11 protein-coding genes are annotated in these 16,768 nt (G+C 44.7%); 2 read left to right on the top strand and 9 right to left on the bottom strand.

Annotated features, from left to right (window positions below; translation table 11 throughout):
• Positions 1–16: 16 nt before the first annotated feature.
• Together NCI00_RS21785 and NCI00_RS21780 are read right to left on the bottom strand one after the other, a co-directional pair.
• On the bottom strand, positions 17–757 hold the full coding sequence (locus NCI00_RS21785; RefSeq protein WP_253531166.1) for an SH3 domain-containing protein: 741 nt from the start codon (positions 755–757) through the stop codon (positions 17–19).
• 60 nt (positions 758–817) lie between these two features.
• Positions 818–1,591, bottom strand: coding sequence for an SDR family NAD(P)-dependent oxidoreductase (locus tag NCI00_RS21780; protein WP_253531163.1), 774 nt, complete (start codon positions 1,589–1,591; stop codon positions 818–820).
• 247 nt (positions 1,592–1,838) lie between these two features.
• On the opposite strand from NCI00_RS21780, the gene NCI00_RS21775 reads away from it, so the two are divergent.
• Positions 1,839–2,681, top strand: coding sequence for an alpha/beta hydrolase (locus NCI00_RS21775; protein WP_253531161.1), 843 nt, complete (start codon positions 1,839–1,841; stop codon positions 2,679–2,681).
• A gap of 4 nt (positions 2,682–2,685) precedes the next feature.
• On the opposite strand, the gene NCI00_RS21770 is transcribed toward NCI00_RS21775, so the two are convergent.
• The gene (locus NCI00_RS21770) at positions 2,686–4,917 is read right to left on the bottom strand and encodes a T9SS type B sorting domain-containing protein (protein WP_253531158.1); all 2,232 of its coding nucleotides are present in this window, start codon (positions 4,915–4,917) and stop codon (positions 2,686–2,688) included.
• A 139-nt stretch (positions 4,918–5,056) separates the two neighbouring features.
• On the opposite strand from NCI00_RS21770, the gene rlmD reads away from it, so the two are divergent.
• Positions 5,057–6,469: a 23S rRNA (uracil(1939)-C(5))-methyltransferase RlmD gene (gene rlmD, locus NCI00_RS21765; RefSeq protein ID WP_253531155.1), complete on the top strand. Its 1,413-nt coding sequence runs from the start codon at positions 5,057–5,059 to the stop codon at positions 6,467–6,469.
• A 113-nt stretch (positions 6,470–6,582) separates the two neighbouring features.
• Here rlmD and NCI00_RS21760 read toward each other — a convergent pair whose 3' ends face one another.
• The 6 genes from NCI00_RS21760 to NCI00_RS21735 all read right to left on the bottom strand — a co-directional run bounded on the left by NCI00_RS21760 (position 6,583) and on the right by NCI00_RS21735 (position 16,645).
• Positions 6,583–7,965 carry an arylsulfatase gene (locus NCI00_RS21760; RefSeq protein ID WP_253531152.1) on the bottom strand — a complete coding sequence of 461 codons (1,383 nt, stop codon included), beginning with the start codon at positions 7,963–7,965 and terminating at the stop codon, positions 6,583–6,585.
• 18 nt (positions 7,966–7,983) lie between these two features.
• Positions 7,984–9,483 carry a RagB/SusD family nutrient uptake outer membrane protein gene (locus NCI00_RS21755; protein WP_253531149.1) on the bottom strand — a complete coding sequence of 500 codons (1,500 nt, stop codon included), beginning with the start codon at positions 9,481–9,483 and terminating at the stop codon, positions 7,984–7,986.
• 18 nt (positions 9,484–9,501) lie between these two features.
• Positions 9,502–12,894, bottom strand: a complete 3,393-nt coding sequence (locus NCI00_RS21750) for a TonB-dependent receptor (protein ID WP_253531147.1) — start codon at positions 12,892–12,894, stop codon at positions 9,502–9,504.
• A gap of 190 nt (positions 12,895–13,084) precedes the next feature.
• On the bottom strand, positions 13,085–14,191 hold the full coding sequence (locus tag NCI00_RS21745) for a FecR family protein (protein WP_253531144.1): 1,107 nt from the start codon (positions 14,189–14,191) through the stop codon (positions 13,085–13,087).
• Between the two features lie 91 nt (positions 14,192–14,282).
• On the bottom strand, positions 14,283–14,879 hold the full coding sequence (locus tag NCI00_RS21740; protein ID WP_253531141.1) for an RNA polymerase sigma factor: 597 nt from the start codon (positions 14,877–14,879) through the stop codon (positions 14,283–14,285).
• A gap of 440 nt (positions 14,880–15,319) precedes the next feature.
• Positions 15,320–16,645, bottom strand: coding sequence for a sulfatase-like hydrolase/transferase (locus tag NCI00_RS21735; RefSeq protein ID WP_253531137.1), 1,326 nt, complete (start codon positions 16,643–16,645; stop codon positions 15,320–15,322).
• Positions 16,646–16,768: the final 123 nt, after the last annotated feature.

Here is a 16,768-nt window from a genome sequence, read left to right as displayed (position 1 = left end):
TGTGCATAAAAATCCTTCAACGTACCCTCCAAACGTCTAATTTTCGAACGTAAAGCGGCTGTTGGTCCCACCAAATACGGAGCCACTCGTCGGTTTCTCCGATGACCGTTACTTTGTTCCCCTGGGCAATCGACAATGTGACCGGAGCCGCCGAGGAGGGGGCATCCCGCAGATAAGTTTGACCTTTGTTGATGATGGCAATCTGGTAAGAATCAGGGAGATTGAGCAGCAAAAGTAGAGCAATTAAATAAGCAATCACCACAAATTTATGGCGACTTCGGATGGACTCACCCCTGACTCTCTTTTGGTTTAACGCCCAAAATGCGTAAATGGCCACAATCAATAAAAATAAATTAAAATAAAGGGAGTACTTGCGAAAGAAAAGGAAAACAAAACTAAAATCATCCACCTCATAACCCGTCAGGTTGTGATTGGCGGCAATTTCGTTGATTTTGTTTAAGATGTTTTGACGGGGTTGTTTATTATAAATCATGCTTAGATAATAAAGTGCCCGTGCATAGTCATTTTGCTTTTCGCTGATGAAAGCCAATTTATAATAAATCGGAATGGGAATAGTGGTCGTGTTGACGACCTGCGAAAGGTGTTTTTCGTACAGTACCTTTGCCTCTGCCTGTCGGCCGCTCAAAAACAACGAATCAGCTTGCGATAGGTTTACGTCCTGCGCCTGTGTCGACAGCGTGATGATGAGTAAACACACCGATTTCCAACAAATCAATAACCATTTTTTGCTCTTCAATTGTTTTTTATCGGTTGGTATATCCCTCATTTTCCACGCCACTCTTCCCAGTTTTTCTTATTAATTATTCAATTTTACAAAACCACCGTCGATTAAGTAATCACAGCCGGTAATGAAACCCGCTTCGTCAGAACACAAATAAAGGGCCAGCGCGGCAATTTCTTTGGGTTTTGCCATTCGCCCGATGGGTTGTGTTTTAGAAAGTTTCTCAAACATTTCTTCTTCTTGCCCAGGGTAGTTTTTGGCAATAAAGCCATCCACAAAAGGCGTATGAACACGGGCGGGCGAAAGGCAATTACAACGAATGTTGTTGTGTAAATAATCTTTAGCCACCGAGAGTGTCATGGCAATGACGGCACCCTTACCAGTCGAGTACGCAAAACGATCGGGAATCCCTACCGATGCTGCCACCGAAGCGGTATTCAAAATAACACCGCCGCCTTTGGACAAGAAATGGGGGATAGTAGCAAAAAGGCAATTGTACATGCCCTTTACATTGACGTTCATGATGCGGTCAAAGTCACTTTCGGTGGTGGTATGTGCTTTACCGATGTGGGCGATTCCTGCGTTATTGACTAAAATATCAATGGGATGTTGTTGGGAAATGGCGTCAATTGTGGCAATCACGTCTGCCTGTTTGGAGACATCCAGCCCGTGAGCTTGGGCCTTAAACCCTTCGTTTTGGAGTTCAGTGGCCACACTTTGCGCGAGCGTTTCGTTCAGTTCAAGAATATGGACGTAGGCGCCTTGTTGGGCGAAGAGTTGACTGATTGCCAGTCCAATACCACTGGCACCGCCCGTAATGAGGGCTACTTTATCGGTAAGTGAAAACATGAGGTATAAAATCTTTTTGCTGATAAAAGCGCTAAAGGACGTAAAATTACCGCGATTTTATAAAATTGAACGTTTTTAACCCTCTAATTTTATAAATGACTAACTTTTGTGGTCCATGAATCCAAACAGTGTTTAAAATCGTATATGTACCAATTATTCAAAATCGTATCTTTAACCACTAAATAAGTTTCTTTTGAAGAAATAAGGCCAATTAGGTAGTATTGTTTTTATTAAATTTCTAAAAAAGATGCGTAAGTACACATTAGCATTGGCAGGCTGGTTGATGGTAGCTTTGGGAGGATGTAAATTGTCAGAGATTACCCCAGCCATTGAAGAGGAAGTGACTGGATACAGAGAGTTTATTAATCAAGCGTATGGTGCTGATCCAGTTCAAAAATGCGATATATACGCCCCTGTGACAACGGGAGAGCGCCCTTCGGAAGTGCTGATATTGTTGCACGGAGGCGCGTGGGGGTCGGGAGATAAGTCGTTTCTGATTCCAAGCGTGATGGGGCTCAAAGGTCGAAACAAAAATTTAACCATCGTCAACGCCAATTATCGCCTTACGAGTACCAAAGGCATTCGGTTGGAACAGCAAATGGCAGACATCCAATTATTGGTTGAGTATTTGCGGAAAAATGCCGATAAATATAACATCACCCAAGAGGGGTTTGTGATTGGTGGGGTAAGCGCGGGAGGGCATTTGGCCTTAAACTATGCCTATTCCAATTTTGCTGGGGTAAAGCTCAAAGGAGTGGTGGGCATTGCGGCCCCGACCGACCTAACTTCCGAGCCGCTCCGGGAAGCAGGCCTCGAACTCCCAATTCAACAATTAATCGGAAAAACCTTCTCAGATTCACCAGAAGAATACCAAAAAGCAAGTCCTTTCTTTATCGTTAACCACAAAGCCCCACCAATTACGATGCTCTTTTATGGCGGCAAAGACCGCGTGGTTCCCAAAGAACAAGGTGAAATTCTTTGCTTCAAACTCAACCTTCTGCGTCTAAAATACCGCTACTATTTTTATCCTGAAGAAACCCACGATTTTACGGCAGACCTGCTGATTGACAAGATATTGAGTATTTATTGAAACCTTACTTAATGACAGTCATCGTTCCTTTGAAGGTACGGTCGGTAAATTTCAGGCCGTAATAATATTGTCCCGTGGGCACGGCCTCGGCGCACCATTTGAATTTGCGGTCGGTAGATGTAAAAATAAGTTTTCCCCATCGGTTGTAAATATCAACCTGCAAAAACTGTGGTCCGCAGGTAGCGACGGAAAGACTTTCCAAAAAGAAACAATCGTTTTTTCCATCGTTGTTGGGGGTAATTACGTTCGGAATGTTTTTGTCAAGACTTTCAATGCTGGGCAAGTCACCAAATCGTAACACTACCGCTATCGTATCGGTTTTTACGGGGCCGCAACTGTTGTCTTCGGTAATGAAATTGACGGTTAATTCTTTGCCCGACAGCTCGGTGTATTGGGCGCAGGTAGGCTCCCATTCAAAGCGAGAAACCAAGCGGGGCGCGCCCGTTTTATCATTAAACTTCATCCCGTATTGGGCAAGCGTAAAACCTTTGGGTTGGGCATATAGCTTGAGTTGGTCGGTCTTGTCGAGGTCATCCCCAAACACGTCAAATCCTAAGACTTCGGCATCTACCGAAGGGAGCGGCACATCAATGGGCTGTCGGCCCGTCACACTCGTCGATACATCAGGGGCGTTGTTGGGCTTGGCGGTGGATTGTAGCCTTACACTAACGGTATCTTTTACTTGCTTATTACAAGCCACATCCGTAACGATAAAGTCAACGATATACTCTCGATTAGTGGCCGTACAAGGTGGAGTCCAAGTAAATGGCTGCGTTACGCTTCCCTTGCCCGTGGCGTTGTTAAAGGTCATGCCCGCCGCCGTTAGCTGAAAGTCCCGCCCTTTGGCTTCCAAGACCAAATCATCATTGTCGAGGTCAATCCCCGTTACTTTGAAATTGAGGGTAGTACCTTGCGGTATGGTGGCGCGGTTGTTGCTCAAATCGGTGGTTACATCGGGATTATTGTTGGTCGAACCTTCGATAATAACCCGAATTCGTAAGGTATCAGTCAGGGGTTGCGGACAGCCGTCGTCGCTCACAATCACCTCCAAAATAACGGGTTGGTTGTTTCGGCTTTCCACGCATTTTTCAAAACAAATCTGTGCTTTTAGGGTATCGGTTGCGGAAGTAGTAATGAATGAAACAGGGTTGGCAACGACCGACTTATCGTCAAAGTTAATGCCTACGGTTTTGATGGACAGCCGTTGGTTGGGGTCACCGTCGGTCAGCATAATGTCTAGGCATTTAGCCTGATCTTTTTTGATAGTTAGGGTTTCTCCTTCTTTGTAAAAGGCTCTTTTGCCCGTTTCGCGATAGAGGGCTACGGGCGTTCGGTTGAGGGGACAGTCCACGGCTTTCAGCTGAAACTCCCGCCGTGTGGCGCCAATTTTCACCCCTTTTCGGTATTCTTCTACCAGCACCGCAAATACGTAAAGCCCCGCTTTGTCGGCGGTGACGCTCAGCACGCCCGTTTGGCGGTTGATGGTCAACGGTCGTGGGCCAGGAATCATGTTTTCGTTGGTGATGCCCGGTGCCCAGTTTACTTCGGGGTAGCTACTGGCTCCGCGCGCAATAGGCTCGGGATTGTTGGGGCCAGCGTACCCCGCCCAGGGCTTGGAAAGAGAATAAACTAGGCTGTCGCCATCGGCGTCTGTACCGCTGAAATCGAAGACAAAAGGGCGATTTAGGCAAATGTAGTCCCCTTTTAGCTCACCGAACTTGGGAGAGGAATTGACGTAGGGAAGATTATTTTGAACCAACGCGGGGAACTCCGTGTAAAAAGTCTCTCCCGTGCTGGCTGGATTGGTGATGTTGGTGATGATATTATTGCGACAACAGCGTTCCCACACGATGTAATACCCCTTGGGGTCGTTGAAGTTTTGGGTATTAATGACGATTTCGGAAGAATATCGGAGCAGTAAAGTCCGTAAATCGGTATTGGCATTGCTGCACGTAGGGTTGGTGTAATTAATGAGCTTTCGGGCAGTTTGCGGAAGCTCAATATTACCCATAGGCGCATTGTCTGATTTACGAAAGAAATACAGAATCACCGTGGAGGTTTCGGCGCCGGTACGACCATTGGCTTGGTCAAAATAAAAATTAAGCCCAATGTAAAAACGGTTGGCTGAACGGTTGGTTGGATAAAATTCAATTTCGCCTCCCACAATATGCGACGCCCACGAAGTGAGCGGAAAAAGCACCAATATCCACAATGCGCGAAGTAGAATTTTTTTCATAAGGTTTTAGGGCTTAACTTCTCGTTGTATTTTTGCCGAATTGTTTCAAACTCTTACGCAAAAAAACACCGTTGCGTTGCTTGATGAGTAGAAAGGAATCAATGTAAAGATTTATGGATAACGTAACGAATCAAATTGGATGAAAAATTACAAAAAAAATAGACAAGTCGTATCTAATTTACTCATTGAAGATTTTGCATCCGAAGGAAAATGCATTGGAAAGCTGGAAGGCGCGGTTGTTTTTGTGGAAGGCAACGTGGCTCCCGGCGATGTAGTTGATGTTGAAATTCTAAGTTTTAAGAAAAAAAAGTTCTACGAGGCCCGCGTTATCAAAACGCATTCATTGTCGGAGAAGCGGGCGGAGCCGTTTTGTGAATACTTCGGCACCTGCGGAGGATGTAAGTGGCAGCACATTGGCTATAAAGAGCAACTTCAATTTAAGTGGCAGCAGGTCAGCGACCACCTACACCGCATCGCCAAGGTACCACTTCCTGAAATTGAGCCTATTTTCCCCTCTGAGAAGACTACTTTTTACCGTAATAAACTAGAGTATACTTTTTCTAATTTGCGTTGGTTTACCAACGAAGAAATTGCACAAGGTGTTGAACTTGAGCGTAATGCGTTGGGTTTTCACATCCCCAAACGTTTTGACCGGATACTGGACATTGAAAAATGCTTTCTTCAACCCGACCCTTCCAACGATATTCGCAACCAACTGCGGACGTTTGCGCTTTCAAAAGGGTTTCGTTTTTATGACCAAAAACACAATGTCGGCTTTGTACGTAATGTCATTATCCGAACTGCAAATACGGGCGACGTGATGGTGATTGTGCAGTTTGCGGAGCCGAATCAAGAAGATATTGACGTGACAATGGCCTTTCTTGCCGAAACTTTCCCCCAAATCACTTCGCTACAATACATCATCAATACCAAAGGCAACGACTCGTACTATGACCAAACGGCCATTCTTTACGCTGGTAAGCCGTACATTGAAGAGCAAATGGAAGGCCTGACGTTTAGGGTTGGCCCCAAATCTTTTTATCAAACCAACTCCGACCAAGCCTACGAATTGTACAAAATAGCACGTGAATTTGCGCTATTGATGGGTAATGAGCACGTCTATGACTTGTATACAGGCACGGGAACCATCGCCAATTTTGTGGCGCGGCAGGCCAAAGCCGTGATAGGAGTGGAGTACGTGCCCGAGGCCATTGAAGACGCCAAAATAAATTCAGCCATCAATGGCATTGAGAACACGCGCTTTTATGCGGGCGACATGAAAAACGTGTTGAACGAAGAGTTTATCCATCAAAACGGCCACCCCGATGTGGTCATCACCGACCCGCCACGCGCTGGGATGGATGAGCCAGTCGTACGCACCTTGCTGAACATGGCGCCAACCAAAATCGTGTACGTTAGTTGTAACTCTGCCACGCAGGCGCGCGATTTGGCGTGGTTGGACGAGAAATACACCGTGCAGCGCGTACGCCCCGTCGATATGTTTCCGCATACGCACCATGTAGAGAATGTGGTGCTGTTGGAGAAGAAGTAGGTAGGTCTATGTTTTGCTGTTTAAAACAAACCCCCGACGGAAGTCCGTTGGGGGTTACTGTTTTCGTTACCTATCAATTATCTACTTTTTTTTAATGAGCAGTATTGCAAAATTTACTTCTTCTTCAGAGGCCACATATCTGATATGACTCGGTTGTCGACAAAGGCTTTTTCGGCTTTGGCTACGATGTCTGGATATTGGACTGCCACGTTATTTTCTTCACCGAGGTCTTTTTTTAGATTATAGAGTTCCAATTTACCCCCTTTGGCACTTAACTTGACGGCTTTCCACTCTTCCCCCAATCGTACTGCTTGGTCAAAGCCGCGCTCATAAAACTCCCAGTAGAGTGATTCATGTTTTTTCTTCAAGGGTTTTCCTTGGAGTGTATTGGCAAAGGAAAGTCCGTCTAAACCTTGGGTTTTGCTGCCACCTGCCAACTCGGCTGCGGTTGGGAAAAAGTCCCAGTTGGCCAAGACGTCGTTGTTGGTTAATCCTTTTTTTACCTTCCCTCCCCAAGCAATCAGCGGGACACGGATTCCGCCTTCGTACATATCGCGTTTGATGCCCTTCAGTGGGCCATTGCTGTCAAAAAACACGGGGTCGGCTCCGCCCTCTTGGTGTGGGCCGTTGTCGGAAGTAAAGAAAACGTAGGTGTTTTCCGCCAAATTAAGCGATTTTAACAGTTCCATCAGGCGTCCCATGTCGCGGTCTAAGTGTGTGACCATGCCCGCAAAATTGGCCTTAGGTTGGGCCTGAGAGCGATAATTGCCCCCTTTTTGAATAAATGGCGTTTCTGGAAACGTACTTTTTTTATCAGCAGTTAAAAAAGGAGATACTGATTCGGGCGTGGGCGCAAAAACCTCGGCGTGTGGCATTGTAATGGCCAAATACATGAAGAAAGGTTTTGCTTGGTTGTTCTTGACAAATTCCAAAGCCGCGTCCATGACGTACAGATGCGAGTGCCTGAGTGAGTCAATGGGTTGAATCACGGTTTTGCCCTCTTTGATAGTCCAAAGATTGTTGGTAAAAAAATGATGGGCATGAACGTGGTGGGTGTATCCCAAAAACTCATCCCAACCTTGCTTCTCGGGTGAGCCGGCATTATGCGCCTGTCCTAAGCCCCACTTACCAAAAATACCAGTATGATAACCATTTTGTTTGAGATACTCCGCGACGGTAAAGTCTTCATCGCGCAGGGGTATTTCGCCATTGCCTCTGATATAGGCATGACCCATGTGTTTGCCAGTCATCAAGGCACAGCGCGAAGGCGCACAAACCGTACTGCCAGAGTGGTAGTCGGTGTACCGAATACCTTCCTTGGCCATTTGGTCAAGATGGGGCGTTTGGAATTTTTTCTGTCCATAACAGCTCAAATCTCCATAGCCCAAATCGTCGGCCATGACGTATATAATATTGGGTTTGGAAGCGGGTTTGGTGTTTTTAAAACCAAAAATGCCCACAGTGAGAAGCAGTGCGATGATGATTGAATATTTCATATTATTGGGATTACTTTTTTACTTACCATAGCCCGGATTCTGTTCTAAGGAGGTATTATTTTGCAATACCACCGTGGGAACAGGCCACAAATAATCGCGGTCTTTGTTAAATTTTCTGGTACCGATTTTACCGCCGGCAAAATTAAAAATATCGGTATTCATTACTTTCTCGGCCGTACCCCAGCGACGAATATCGTGGTAATAAAGACCCTCTCCAGCCAACTCAATGCGCCTTTCGTGGCGTATTTCAGCACGCATTTGTTCTTTGGTCAGACCCGTAGGAAAATTGGGCATACCGGCACGTTTGCGGATAAGGTTCAAAGCATCATATACGGCTTGGCTGGGTCCTGCCACCTCGTTTTGCGCTTCTGCAAACATCAGTAATACATCCGCATAGCGAAAAACCATGTAATTCAATTCTGACTGCCCTTCGGCAATGGTAGCCCTATCTTCATTGTCTTTATAAACAGTATATTTTTTTTGTCCGATACCCGTAAAACCAAAGGTATTGGCAAGGACCGTTTTGGCTCTAAAAGTAGTACTGGGGAGTATATTGGTTTGATTCAGGCGGGGGTCACGGTTGTCGTAGGGCTTTTTAGGATCAAAGAGCTTTGATTGAGACGCGGGCAAACCATCAGTCATGTAATAATCATTGAGTAAATCGGGTAGGGGAGCTATCGAATTGAAATCAGTAAAGGTAATGTCCATAGAATGAGTAAACTCGGGGTTTTTAAACTGTACGTCAAATATGACCTCTGAATTTCCTTCTTTGTCTAATTGAAACAGCTCACGATAATCGGCGAATAGCGTATAAGATTTGCCATCAATGATTTGTTTGGCCGCTGCTGCTGCTCCCTGAAAATCGCCTTTATACAGCATGGTTCGCGCTTTTAAAGCAAACGCGGCACCTTTGGCAGCATGACCTTTGGTGGTGCCTAGTTGGGGTAAGTCAGCTACGGCTTCATCACAGTCTTTGATGATTTGAGCATAGACTTCGTCGGCTTTGTTGCGGGGCAATGTTCCCTGTTTTTCTAAATTAGGTGTTTCTAAAATCAAAGGCACACCGCCATAATACAGCCAGAGATCATGATAAAATAAAGCCCTCAAGAATTTTGCTTCGGCAGTATATCGTTTCTTTGTGGTTTCATCCATGGTTATTCCACCAATATTACTCAGTAAAGTATTGGCCCGACCAATACCCACGTAGCAAGCGCCCCATTTGTTATTGATAATACCATTGTTGGCGGCATCATGAATGCCTTGGGCAATAAAACCACCCCCTCCGGTATTGTTATAGGTGAAAGCATTGGGGGTAGCGGCTTCCATCGCAATCATGGCTACTCCTCCATATATATTGCCGTTTAAAAGTGCATTATAAGTGCCTACGAGTGCCGCTTCAGCGTGTTGGCGGGTTTTCCAAAAGTCCACTTGTATCAGTCTGTCGGATGGTGATACATCTAAAAAATCGGAACAACTGCCCATAACCACCGTAAGGGCTACAATTATATATTTTCTCATGTCGAATTTCATTTTAAGTTAAAAAGTTACGCTTAAACCACCAGTCACCACTTTTGCAATGGGATAGGCAATGATTCCTTCATTGGCGGCATTTCTTTCCGGATCACCCAAAGTGAAATCTGCAAATGTCAGTAGGTTTTGACCGTTTACAAAGGCTCTTAACCTGCTAATCCCCAGTTTTTTAGTGAATTTGTCAGGAATCGTATAGCCTAATTGGATGTTTTTCAATCGCAGGTAAGACGCGTCTCTCATCCAAAAATCAGATACTTGGAAGTTTTGCGGATACCCATTGGCCGTGGTCAATCGCGGATATTTCGCATTGGGGTTATTGACCGTCCACGATTCTGTTAAGAATTCTTTGGTGACACCTGCTCCATTGCGGTACGGGAATCCTAAGTTGGCATTGACGTAGTTTTGAAGCCCTTGCACTCCTTGAAAGAAGGCGGAAAAATCAATGCCTTTATAGTCGGCACCAAATGTAAAACTGTAGGTGTATTTTGGAATGGTATTGCCGATGATTTCGCGGTCGTTGTTATCCACTCGATTATCCCCATTCACATCAACATAGCGAATGTCGCCAGGTAAAGTGACCGTATTTTGAAAGGGGGCAGCTTTGATTTCGTCGGTATTCTGGAAGTAGCCCATACTGCGTAAACCAAAGTAGGAGTCAATCGGAGAGCCTTCAAAGATAACCCGGTTTCCATTGAATATTCTTTGACCTCCTGTGTTCAAGACATTGTTGGACAATTGTAATAAGTTACCACCGAGGTTATAATTGAGTTTGCCTATTTTATCACGCCAGTTGAGGGTAAACTCGATGCCTTTATTTTGAACTTCGCCTATATTTCGCACTGGCCCAATTAGGTTGCCGACTTGTTGAGGAATATTCACCTGACGCAAAATACCCGAGGTGATTTTATTGAACCAGTCAAACTCGCCCGTCAAGCGTTGGTTAAAAAGCCCAAAATCAAGCCCAATATCCGTCATGGTGGTCGTTTCCCAAGTTAAATTTTGCTCGGCTATTTGTGTAACTGCCCCACCGCTTACTACGGTATTATTGTAATTGTAATTTATTCCCGATGTGACGGCTTCTATGAATCCAAACAATTGTTGCGGCTGACTGCCCAATTGCCCCCAAGAAGCACGCAATTTGAGGTTAGAAATCGGTTTTACGTTTTTCATGAATTCTTCTTCATTGATGCGCCATCCCGCCGAAATTGAGGGAAAAAAGCCCCAACGTTTATCGGGAGCAAAGCGCGACGAGCCATCGTAACGGAAATTGGTTTCTAACAAATATTTGTCATTGAAAACATAATTGATACGACCAAAGTAAGACATAAGTCGTGATTGGGTGGAGTTACCACCCACTACGGGGTTGGCACTTCCCGCGATGAGTTCAGAGATTTCGTTGGCAAAATATCCCTGATTCCCCGCATTGAAGCTGCCGTTTTTGAACATTTCCAAGCTAAAACCTCCCAATGCGGTGAGTTCACTTTTACCAATAGTTCTGTTCCAATTGAGGGTATGAAAATTGGTCAAACTCAGGGCTTCGGCCAGACTCTGCCTTACACCCCGAATCGGAATATTACCCATAGGGGCTATTGCGCCTGTTTTGGGATGTTTTAGGTCAATGACTGGGTTGTTGTATTTTTCAACGTCATAACCAAAATTGGGAGCAATCGTAACTCTGTAGCGTAGGTTTTTTGCCAACTGCGCCTCGGCAAAGAAATTGAAAATGGCGCTGAAATTGGTGTTTTTGCGAAAACCCTCAAATGCCAACGCGTAAGGATTACGGTAAAAATTATGACCTGGTACACGAATCCACTGGTCGGCGTAGCTTCCATCGGCCAAAAGGGGCACTTGCATTGGTAAGCCCCGATAAATAAGCCCCATCAATCCGCCTTCGCCATTACCTTCGTCGGCGGTGTAAGCCGACTCGCGATAGTCCCAAAAATTGGCGATGATGTTGCCTCCTATTTTCAACCACTTTGTCACATCGGAGGCGATGTTGGTATTGATAGAATAGCGTTTCGCGCCCGACCCCAACATAATGCCGTCTTGGTTGAGATAACCCAGCGATAAAGCAAACGTTGTACGGTCATTGCCACCCGAAAAGCGAAGATTATGCTCCTGCTGAGCAGCTTTCCGAAACATAACATCAAACCAATTTGTGTTGGCATAAATGTACGGGTCAGTCCCCGATTTGTATTCATCAATGATTGCCTGCGAATATTCTATGGGGCTACCCTGATTTTGTAATGCCAAGTTTTTGCCTTCCATGTATTGTACAGCATCAGAGACGGCATCCGGGAAGGTAGTGGCCTCTTGGTAGCCTGCGTACATGTTGTAATCCACTTTGAATTTTCCCTTTTCGCCACCTCTGGTTTTGACCAATACTACTCCGTTGGCGGCTCTATTGCCGTAAATAGCCGAAGAGGCCGCATCTTTCAGTACCGTAATGCTCTCTATATCAGCAGGGTTGATGTCTCTCAAGTTATATTCTACGCCATCCACCAGAATGAGCGGGTTATTATTGGTGCCAAACGAGCCCACTCCCCGAATCCGGATAGTTGCGCCATCTGCCCCGGGCCTTCCTTTCGACATGTTAACATATACACCCGAAAGGCCCTGTAAAGCCTGCGAAGAGTTGGTAATGGGGCGGTTTGCCAAAAATTTTTGGTCAATTGAAGCCACTGAGCCTGTTAAATTGGCCTTCTTTTGCGTACCATAACCTACTACTACAATCTCGTCCAGCGCTTTGGTGTCGGGTTTCAGCGACACATTCAGCGTAGTTTGAGTGCCGATTGTGATTTCTTGGGAAAGATAGCCCACAAACGAAAACACCAGTACTTCATTGTTGTCGGAGAGTATAAGCCGATACTTTCCACTGGCATCGGTCGTAGTACCGCGCTGGGTTCCCTTCACCAAAATACTTACACCCGGCAAACCCGATCCGTTTTCGTCGGTGACGGTGCCGGTGATGGTTTGGTCGAGTGGCGGAGAAAATGCATTTGGGAGGTCAAGTTGTCCTGTTTGAATTTTTTCCGTTGTTTCCCTTTTGAGAATTATCTGCCTTCCGACAATTTCGTAGGTCAATTTTTGGGGAGTCAACAGTTTTTCCAACACCGCCGAAAGTTTTTCATTGGAAGCCGTTACCGTAATTTTGCGGGATGCTCGAATGAGATTTGGGCTGTACGAAAACTTTACTTCGACCATTTTTTCAATCTCGGAAAGTACCGAGTTGATGTTCTGATTGGTGGCTTGTATCGAAATACGACGTTCAAGCAATTCTTGGGCCACCGAATCAAAGGCAAACGAAACGTTCGCAAAAATGACGGCAAGACAGAGGTGTAAAAAGGACCATTGCATGATTTTTACCGCCCAATGCCGGGCAGCGTAATTTTTTTTCATAGATTTGAATGTTTTTGTTAGACGAAAATTTGACAAAACACCCCAGCATCTGATTTTTTCAGATGTTATTAGCGTAACAGGGGCTTTTTTGAAGTCGGTGATGGTGGTGCATTGCCGACTTCGTTTTTTGAAAGGGAATCAGGTATTCTTTTACTTCATTCGGCCTGGGGTGTAGTGGTTTTAAAATACATTATAAATGACATCCTTTGCCCGAAATGATAATCTGGGCGTCCAAAATCTGATAGTTGGCTTCGATACTTTTACAGATAATATCCAGTTTTTCGTAGAGAGACTCGTCGGTCAGATTGGCTGTGAACTGGCACTTGGAAAAAACCTCTTCATCAAATACGATGTCGATCCCGTAAGCTTGTTCAATCAGATTGAAAACATCAGAGGCTTGGGCCGCTTCAAACACAAACGAGTGCCGCATGGGTGTAGGGGTGGTGGTACTGAGTAATGTTGGATTCTCTACCAACGACTTCACCAATCGGATTTCCTGACGTGATAAGACCGCCTGTTGGTTGGGCAATAGAACAATCCCCTCAACTTCCCGGGTGCTGATGGATGGTTGGTTACTGATTTTTGGCGCTACTGCCACGGCTACTCGACCCGTACGAACTTTCACTTCTACGTTTTTATCTTCGGGAAATGCCTTTATGTTAAAACTTGTACCCAGCACTTTGGTGACCAACTCATTGGCATACACAAAAAACGGTTTATTGGGATTTTTAGCCACTTCAAAAAACGCTTCTCCGCTCAAATATACCTCACGCTTACTGCCCTCATTGAAGGTTTTGGCATAACTTATCTTGCTTTTTGGGCTTAGAAATATCGAACTCCCATCGGCGAGGGTAATAAGAATGGGTTTGGAGGTATCATTTACTTTTTCCAACAAAGCCACCTCCGACTGCTTACGATTTACTTCGTAAGTTAGTTTAATAGTAGGAGTGGGACGATTAAAAAGCCACCAACTCATCACCAACACGACGGATGCCGCCGCTGCCCACCGAATCCATACGGGTAGACGACGGATTGGAGCCTCCTGCTCTTCCCCGATTTGCTGCTGGATCTGCTGAAACACTCTATCTTCGTTGGCTTTTGTCGAGAAACTGCCCTCCACCTGCGCCTCTAGGGTCAATAATAAATTTCGGGCAACGGTTACCTCCTGTTTTTTTTCGGGATAATGTTGGATAAAATCTTCCCAAAAAGCCGTGGATTCAGTTGTTGGGTTTTGAACCCATCGACGAAAATTGGCATCTTCAATAAAATCGCTGGTGGTGAATTGCGAATATTTCATGGTGACTATTTTGGAAATAATTGTACTATTCCCCTTCTACATAGAAAGAGACAATATGGGAGGTTTTCAACCTCCCATATTGAAAAAAATTTTAGAAAAAATGGAAAATAATTTGTGCGATGATGAAAATCAACAAGATAGCCAGTTTGCGTAGTATTTGAAGTGCCTTCTGAACGAGGTTTCGGGCGGTTTGTTCTTTGATGTGAAGGAGGTCGGCAATTTCTGAATACTCAAAATTATGGTAATAGCGCAGCAGAAGCGCCTCGTTTTGACGAGGGGGTAATTGGCTCAACCAAGTATTTAATTTTTCGGACTGAATCAACGTATCTTCTTCATGGGTAAATAGAGACTCGGGTGAGGGTTCCATCGGTAAAACAGCTTCCTGTACATTTTCCCATTCTTCCCCATGCAAAGAATCGGGTTTGAGCGAGCGGTGAATTTTTCGCCGCAGCGAACGAATCATATAAAACTTGACCGATTGTGCCTGATTTAACGAATGACGACTGCGCCAAATATCCACAAACAGGTCTTGAATGGCATCGTTTACCGCATCTTCGTCAGGATGAATACGTTTGCCGTAACTAAAGAGTACTTGAAAATACCTGCGATACAACACCTCAAAAGCAGTTTCACTGCCTTCTAGTACCGTCTGCCAAAGGGTTTCATCGGTAATTGTTTCGTTTAACACGGAGTCCTGAATAAGGAATTTAATTCAACAAAAGTAGGAAAAAATTAAACTTTTCTAATTCTGCTGTTTTTTTAGAACATCCTATAGACACGCCTCATTTTTAGAAGAGGCCTAATGCAACCTAAAAAATCCCCGAAATAAGTTATCGGGGATTTTAAAATTCACTTTTATCTACCTATCAAATTACTTTTCAAAAAAATACAGCGTTGTCATCAATTCCATTGTTGCGCGCATCATGTTTGGAATGGTGGTAGCTGCCCTTGCTCATAAATTCGTACCAAATTGCTCAGTCCCGATGGTCATAAATAGGGCCCAATAGTCGATGGCAATGCCTATGAATAACATAAGCTCATAAAATACCTTCGGTGTTTTTATGGGATAACATTTACGATTGATAAAGACTATGCCGAAAGGCTCAGGTCGAATAATTGTCTAAGTTCTCAATCTTTTATCGCCTCTTTCTCAAAATCGCCTTCGTTGACCCAACCCAATTTGAATTTCTCTCCTTTCATAAATCGCTCATAAAAGCCGTTTACTTCAGCCCCGGGATATTGCTCATAAAGGTGACCGTAACCTTGCATACGGAGGTCGCCTTGTGCCAACAACTTGGCTTCCATTTCTCGCTCCATTGATTTTTTAATCGATTGGTAATTAGAGTTTTGAGCCAAATTGTTGATGCAATCGGGGTCTTTTGACAAATCATATAATTCTTCGGCAGGGCGTTTGCCAAACGACAATTTCCAAAAATATTTATCTATCCCTTTACGCCTATGATCCAAAAGCATAGTTTTGACAGGTCCACCATCGCAATTCAGGTAGCCGGTTTCGGGATTGCAAGCAGGCCAACGGTCGGGCTCATAGTTTTTTAGGTACAAAAACCCATTTTTATGCATTCCCCGCACGGGATAACCCACATCTTTGGGGCGGCCGAAATCGTGGCGTTCTTGTCCTACTAATTGAAAATTACGTGCAGCGTCAACTTGTCCAGATTTTGTAGCATTGAAAATAGGAACTAAGCTTTTGCCAGTGATGGGGCGCATACCCGATTTTTGAACAGTGATGCCTGCCACTTCCAGAAACGTAGGTGCAAGGTCGGTCATGTTTACGTAGTCGGTTACGACTCTACCCGCATTTTTAATACCTTTTTTCCACATCACGGCAAAAGGGACATTATTGGAATTGAGGTATTGATTTCCCTTTACTCTTGGAAAGGGCATTCCGTGGTCGGAGGTAAAAACAATCAATGTATTTTCTAATTGCCGTGACGCTTCGAGAATTTTCAGCACTCTTTCAATGTGACTATCCATGTATTCAATTTCCATGGCATAATCGAGTAAATCATTGCGAGTGGTATCAGAGTCGGGATAGTATTTGGGAATGTTGTCCACCATTCCCAATTTTTTGCCACCTTTGGCTACACCACTGCCGTATTCGTAAGCCCGATGAGGCTCAGTGAAACCCAACCAAAAAGCCCAAGGTTTCTTATCGGATGCTTCCAAAAACGCACCAAAATTGCTTGCGTAATCGTTGTTAGAAATGTATTTGGTAGGGGGTGTGGTTTTGTGAGCAGAAAAGTCCTTAATCAATATCTCACGTTTGCTTCCGTCTTCTTTAAAGGCTTTGCCGGGGGCATAGCCTTTACCTGTATAGCCCACAAAATAGCCATTTTCATCAAGCACTTCGGGATAGGTTTTGAAATAATTGGGAAAAAATATGGAGTGATTCATGGCGGCATCTAATTGCCAAGGATTTCGGCCTGTGAGCATACCTAAAGTATATACACATTTTTTTTAGCCGAATTTGATACCCTCCACCGTGGTCTGTGTCCTCACCTAAAGTATATACACAAGTATTGATTATCTTAGGGGAATGAACTTACCCGATAAACG

It is taken from the genome of Runella salmonicolor (assembly GCF_024158025.1).
In the GTDB taxonomy this organism is placed as follows: Bacteria; Bacteroidota; Bacteroidia; order Cytophagales; family Spirosomataceae; genus Runella; species Runella salmonicolor.
Note: the sequence above shows the minus strand (reverse complement) of the source record. Positions and strands in the feature narration are given on the sequence as shown.

Coding starts and splice junctions, on each gene's coding strand:
- NCI00_RS21780 (WP_253531163.1), bottom strand. CDS start 1,591: ATGTTTTCACTTACCGATAAAGTAGCCCTCATTACGGGCGGTGCCAGT.
- NCI00_RS21775 (WP_253531161.1), top strand. CDS start 1,839: ATGCGTAAGTACACATTAGCATTGGCAGGCTGGTTGATGGTAGCTTTG.
- NCI00_RS21770 (WP_253531158.1), bottom strand. CDS start 4,917: ATGAAAAAAATTCTACTTCGCGCATTGTGGATATTGGTGCTTTTTCCG.
- rlmD (WP_253531155.1), top strand. CDS start 5,057: ATGAAAAATTACAAAAAAAATAGACAAGTCGTATCTAATTTACTCATT.
- NCI00_RS21760 (WP_253531152.1), bottom strand. CDS start 7,965: ATGAAATATTCAATCATCATCGCACTGCTTCTCACTGTGGGCATTTTT.
- NCI00_RS21755 (WP_253531149.1), bottom strand. CDS start 9,483: ATGAGAAAATATATAATTGTAGCCCTTACGGTGGTTATGGGCAGTTGT.
- NCI00_RS21750 (WP_253531147.1), bottom strand. CDS start 12,894: ATGAAAAAAAATTACGCTGCCCGGCATTGGGCGGTAAAAATCATGCAA.
- NCI00_RS21745 (WP_253531144.1), bottom strand. CDS start 14,191: ATGAAATATTCGCAATTCACCACCAGCGATTTTATTGAAGATGCCAAT.
- NCI00_RS21735 (WP_253531137.1), bottom strand. CDS start 16,645: ATGCTCACAGGCCGAAATCCTTGGCAATTAGATGCCGCCATGAATCAC.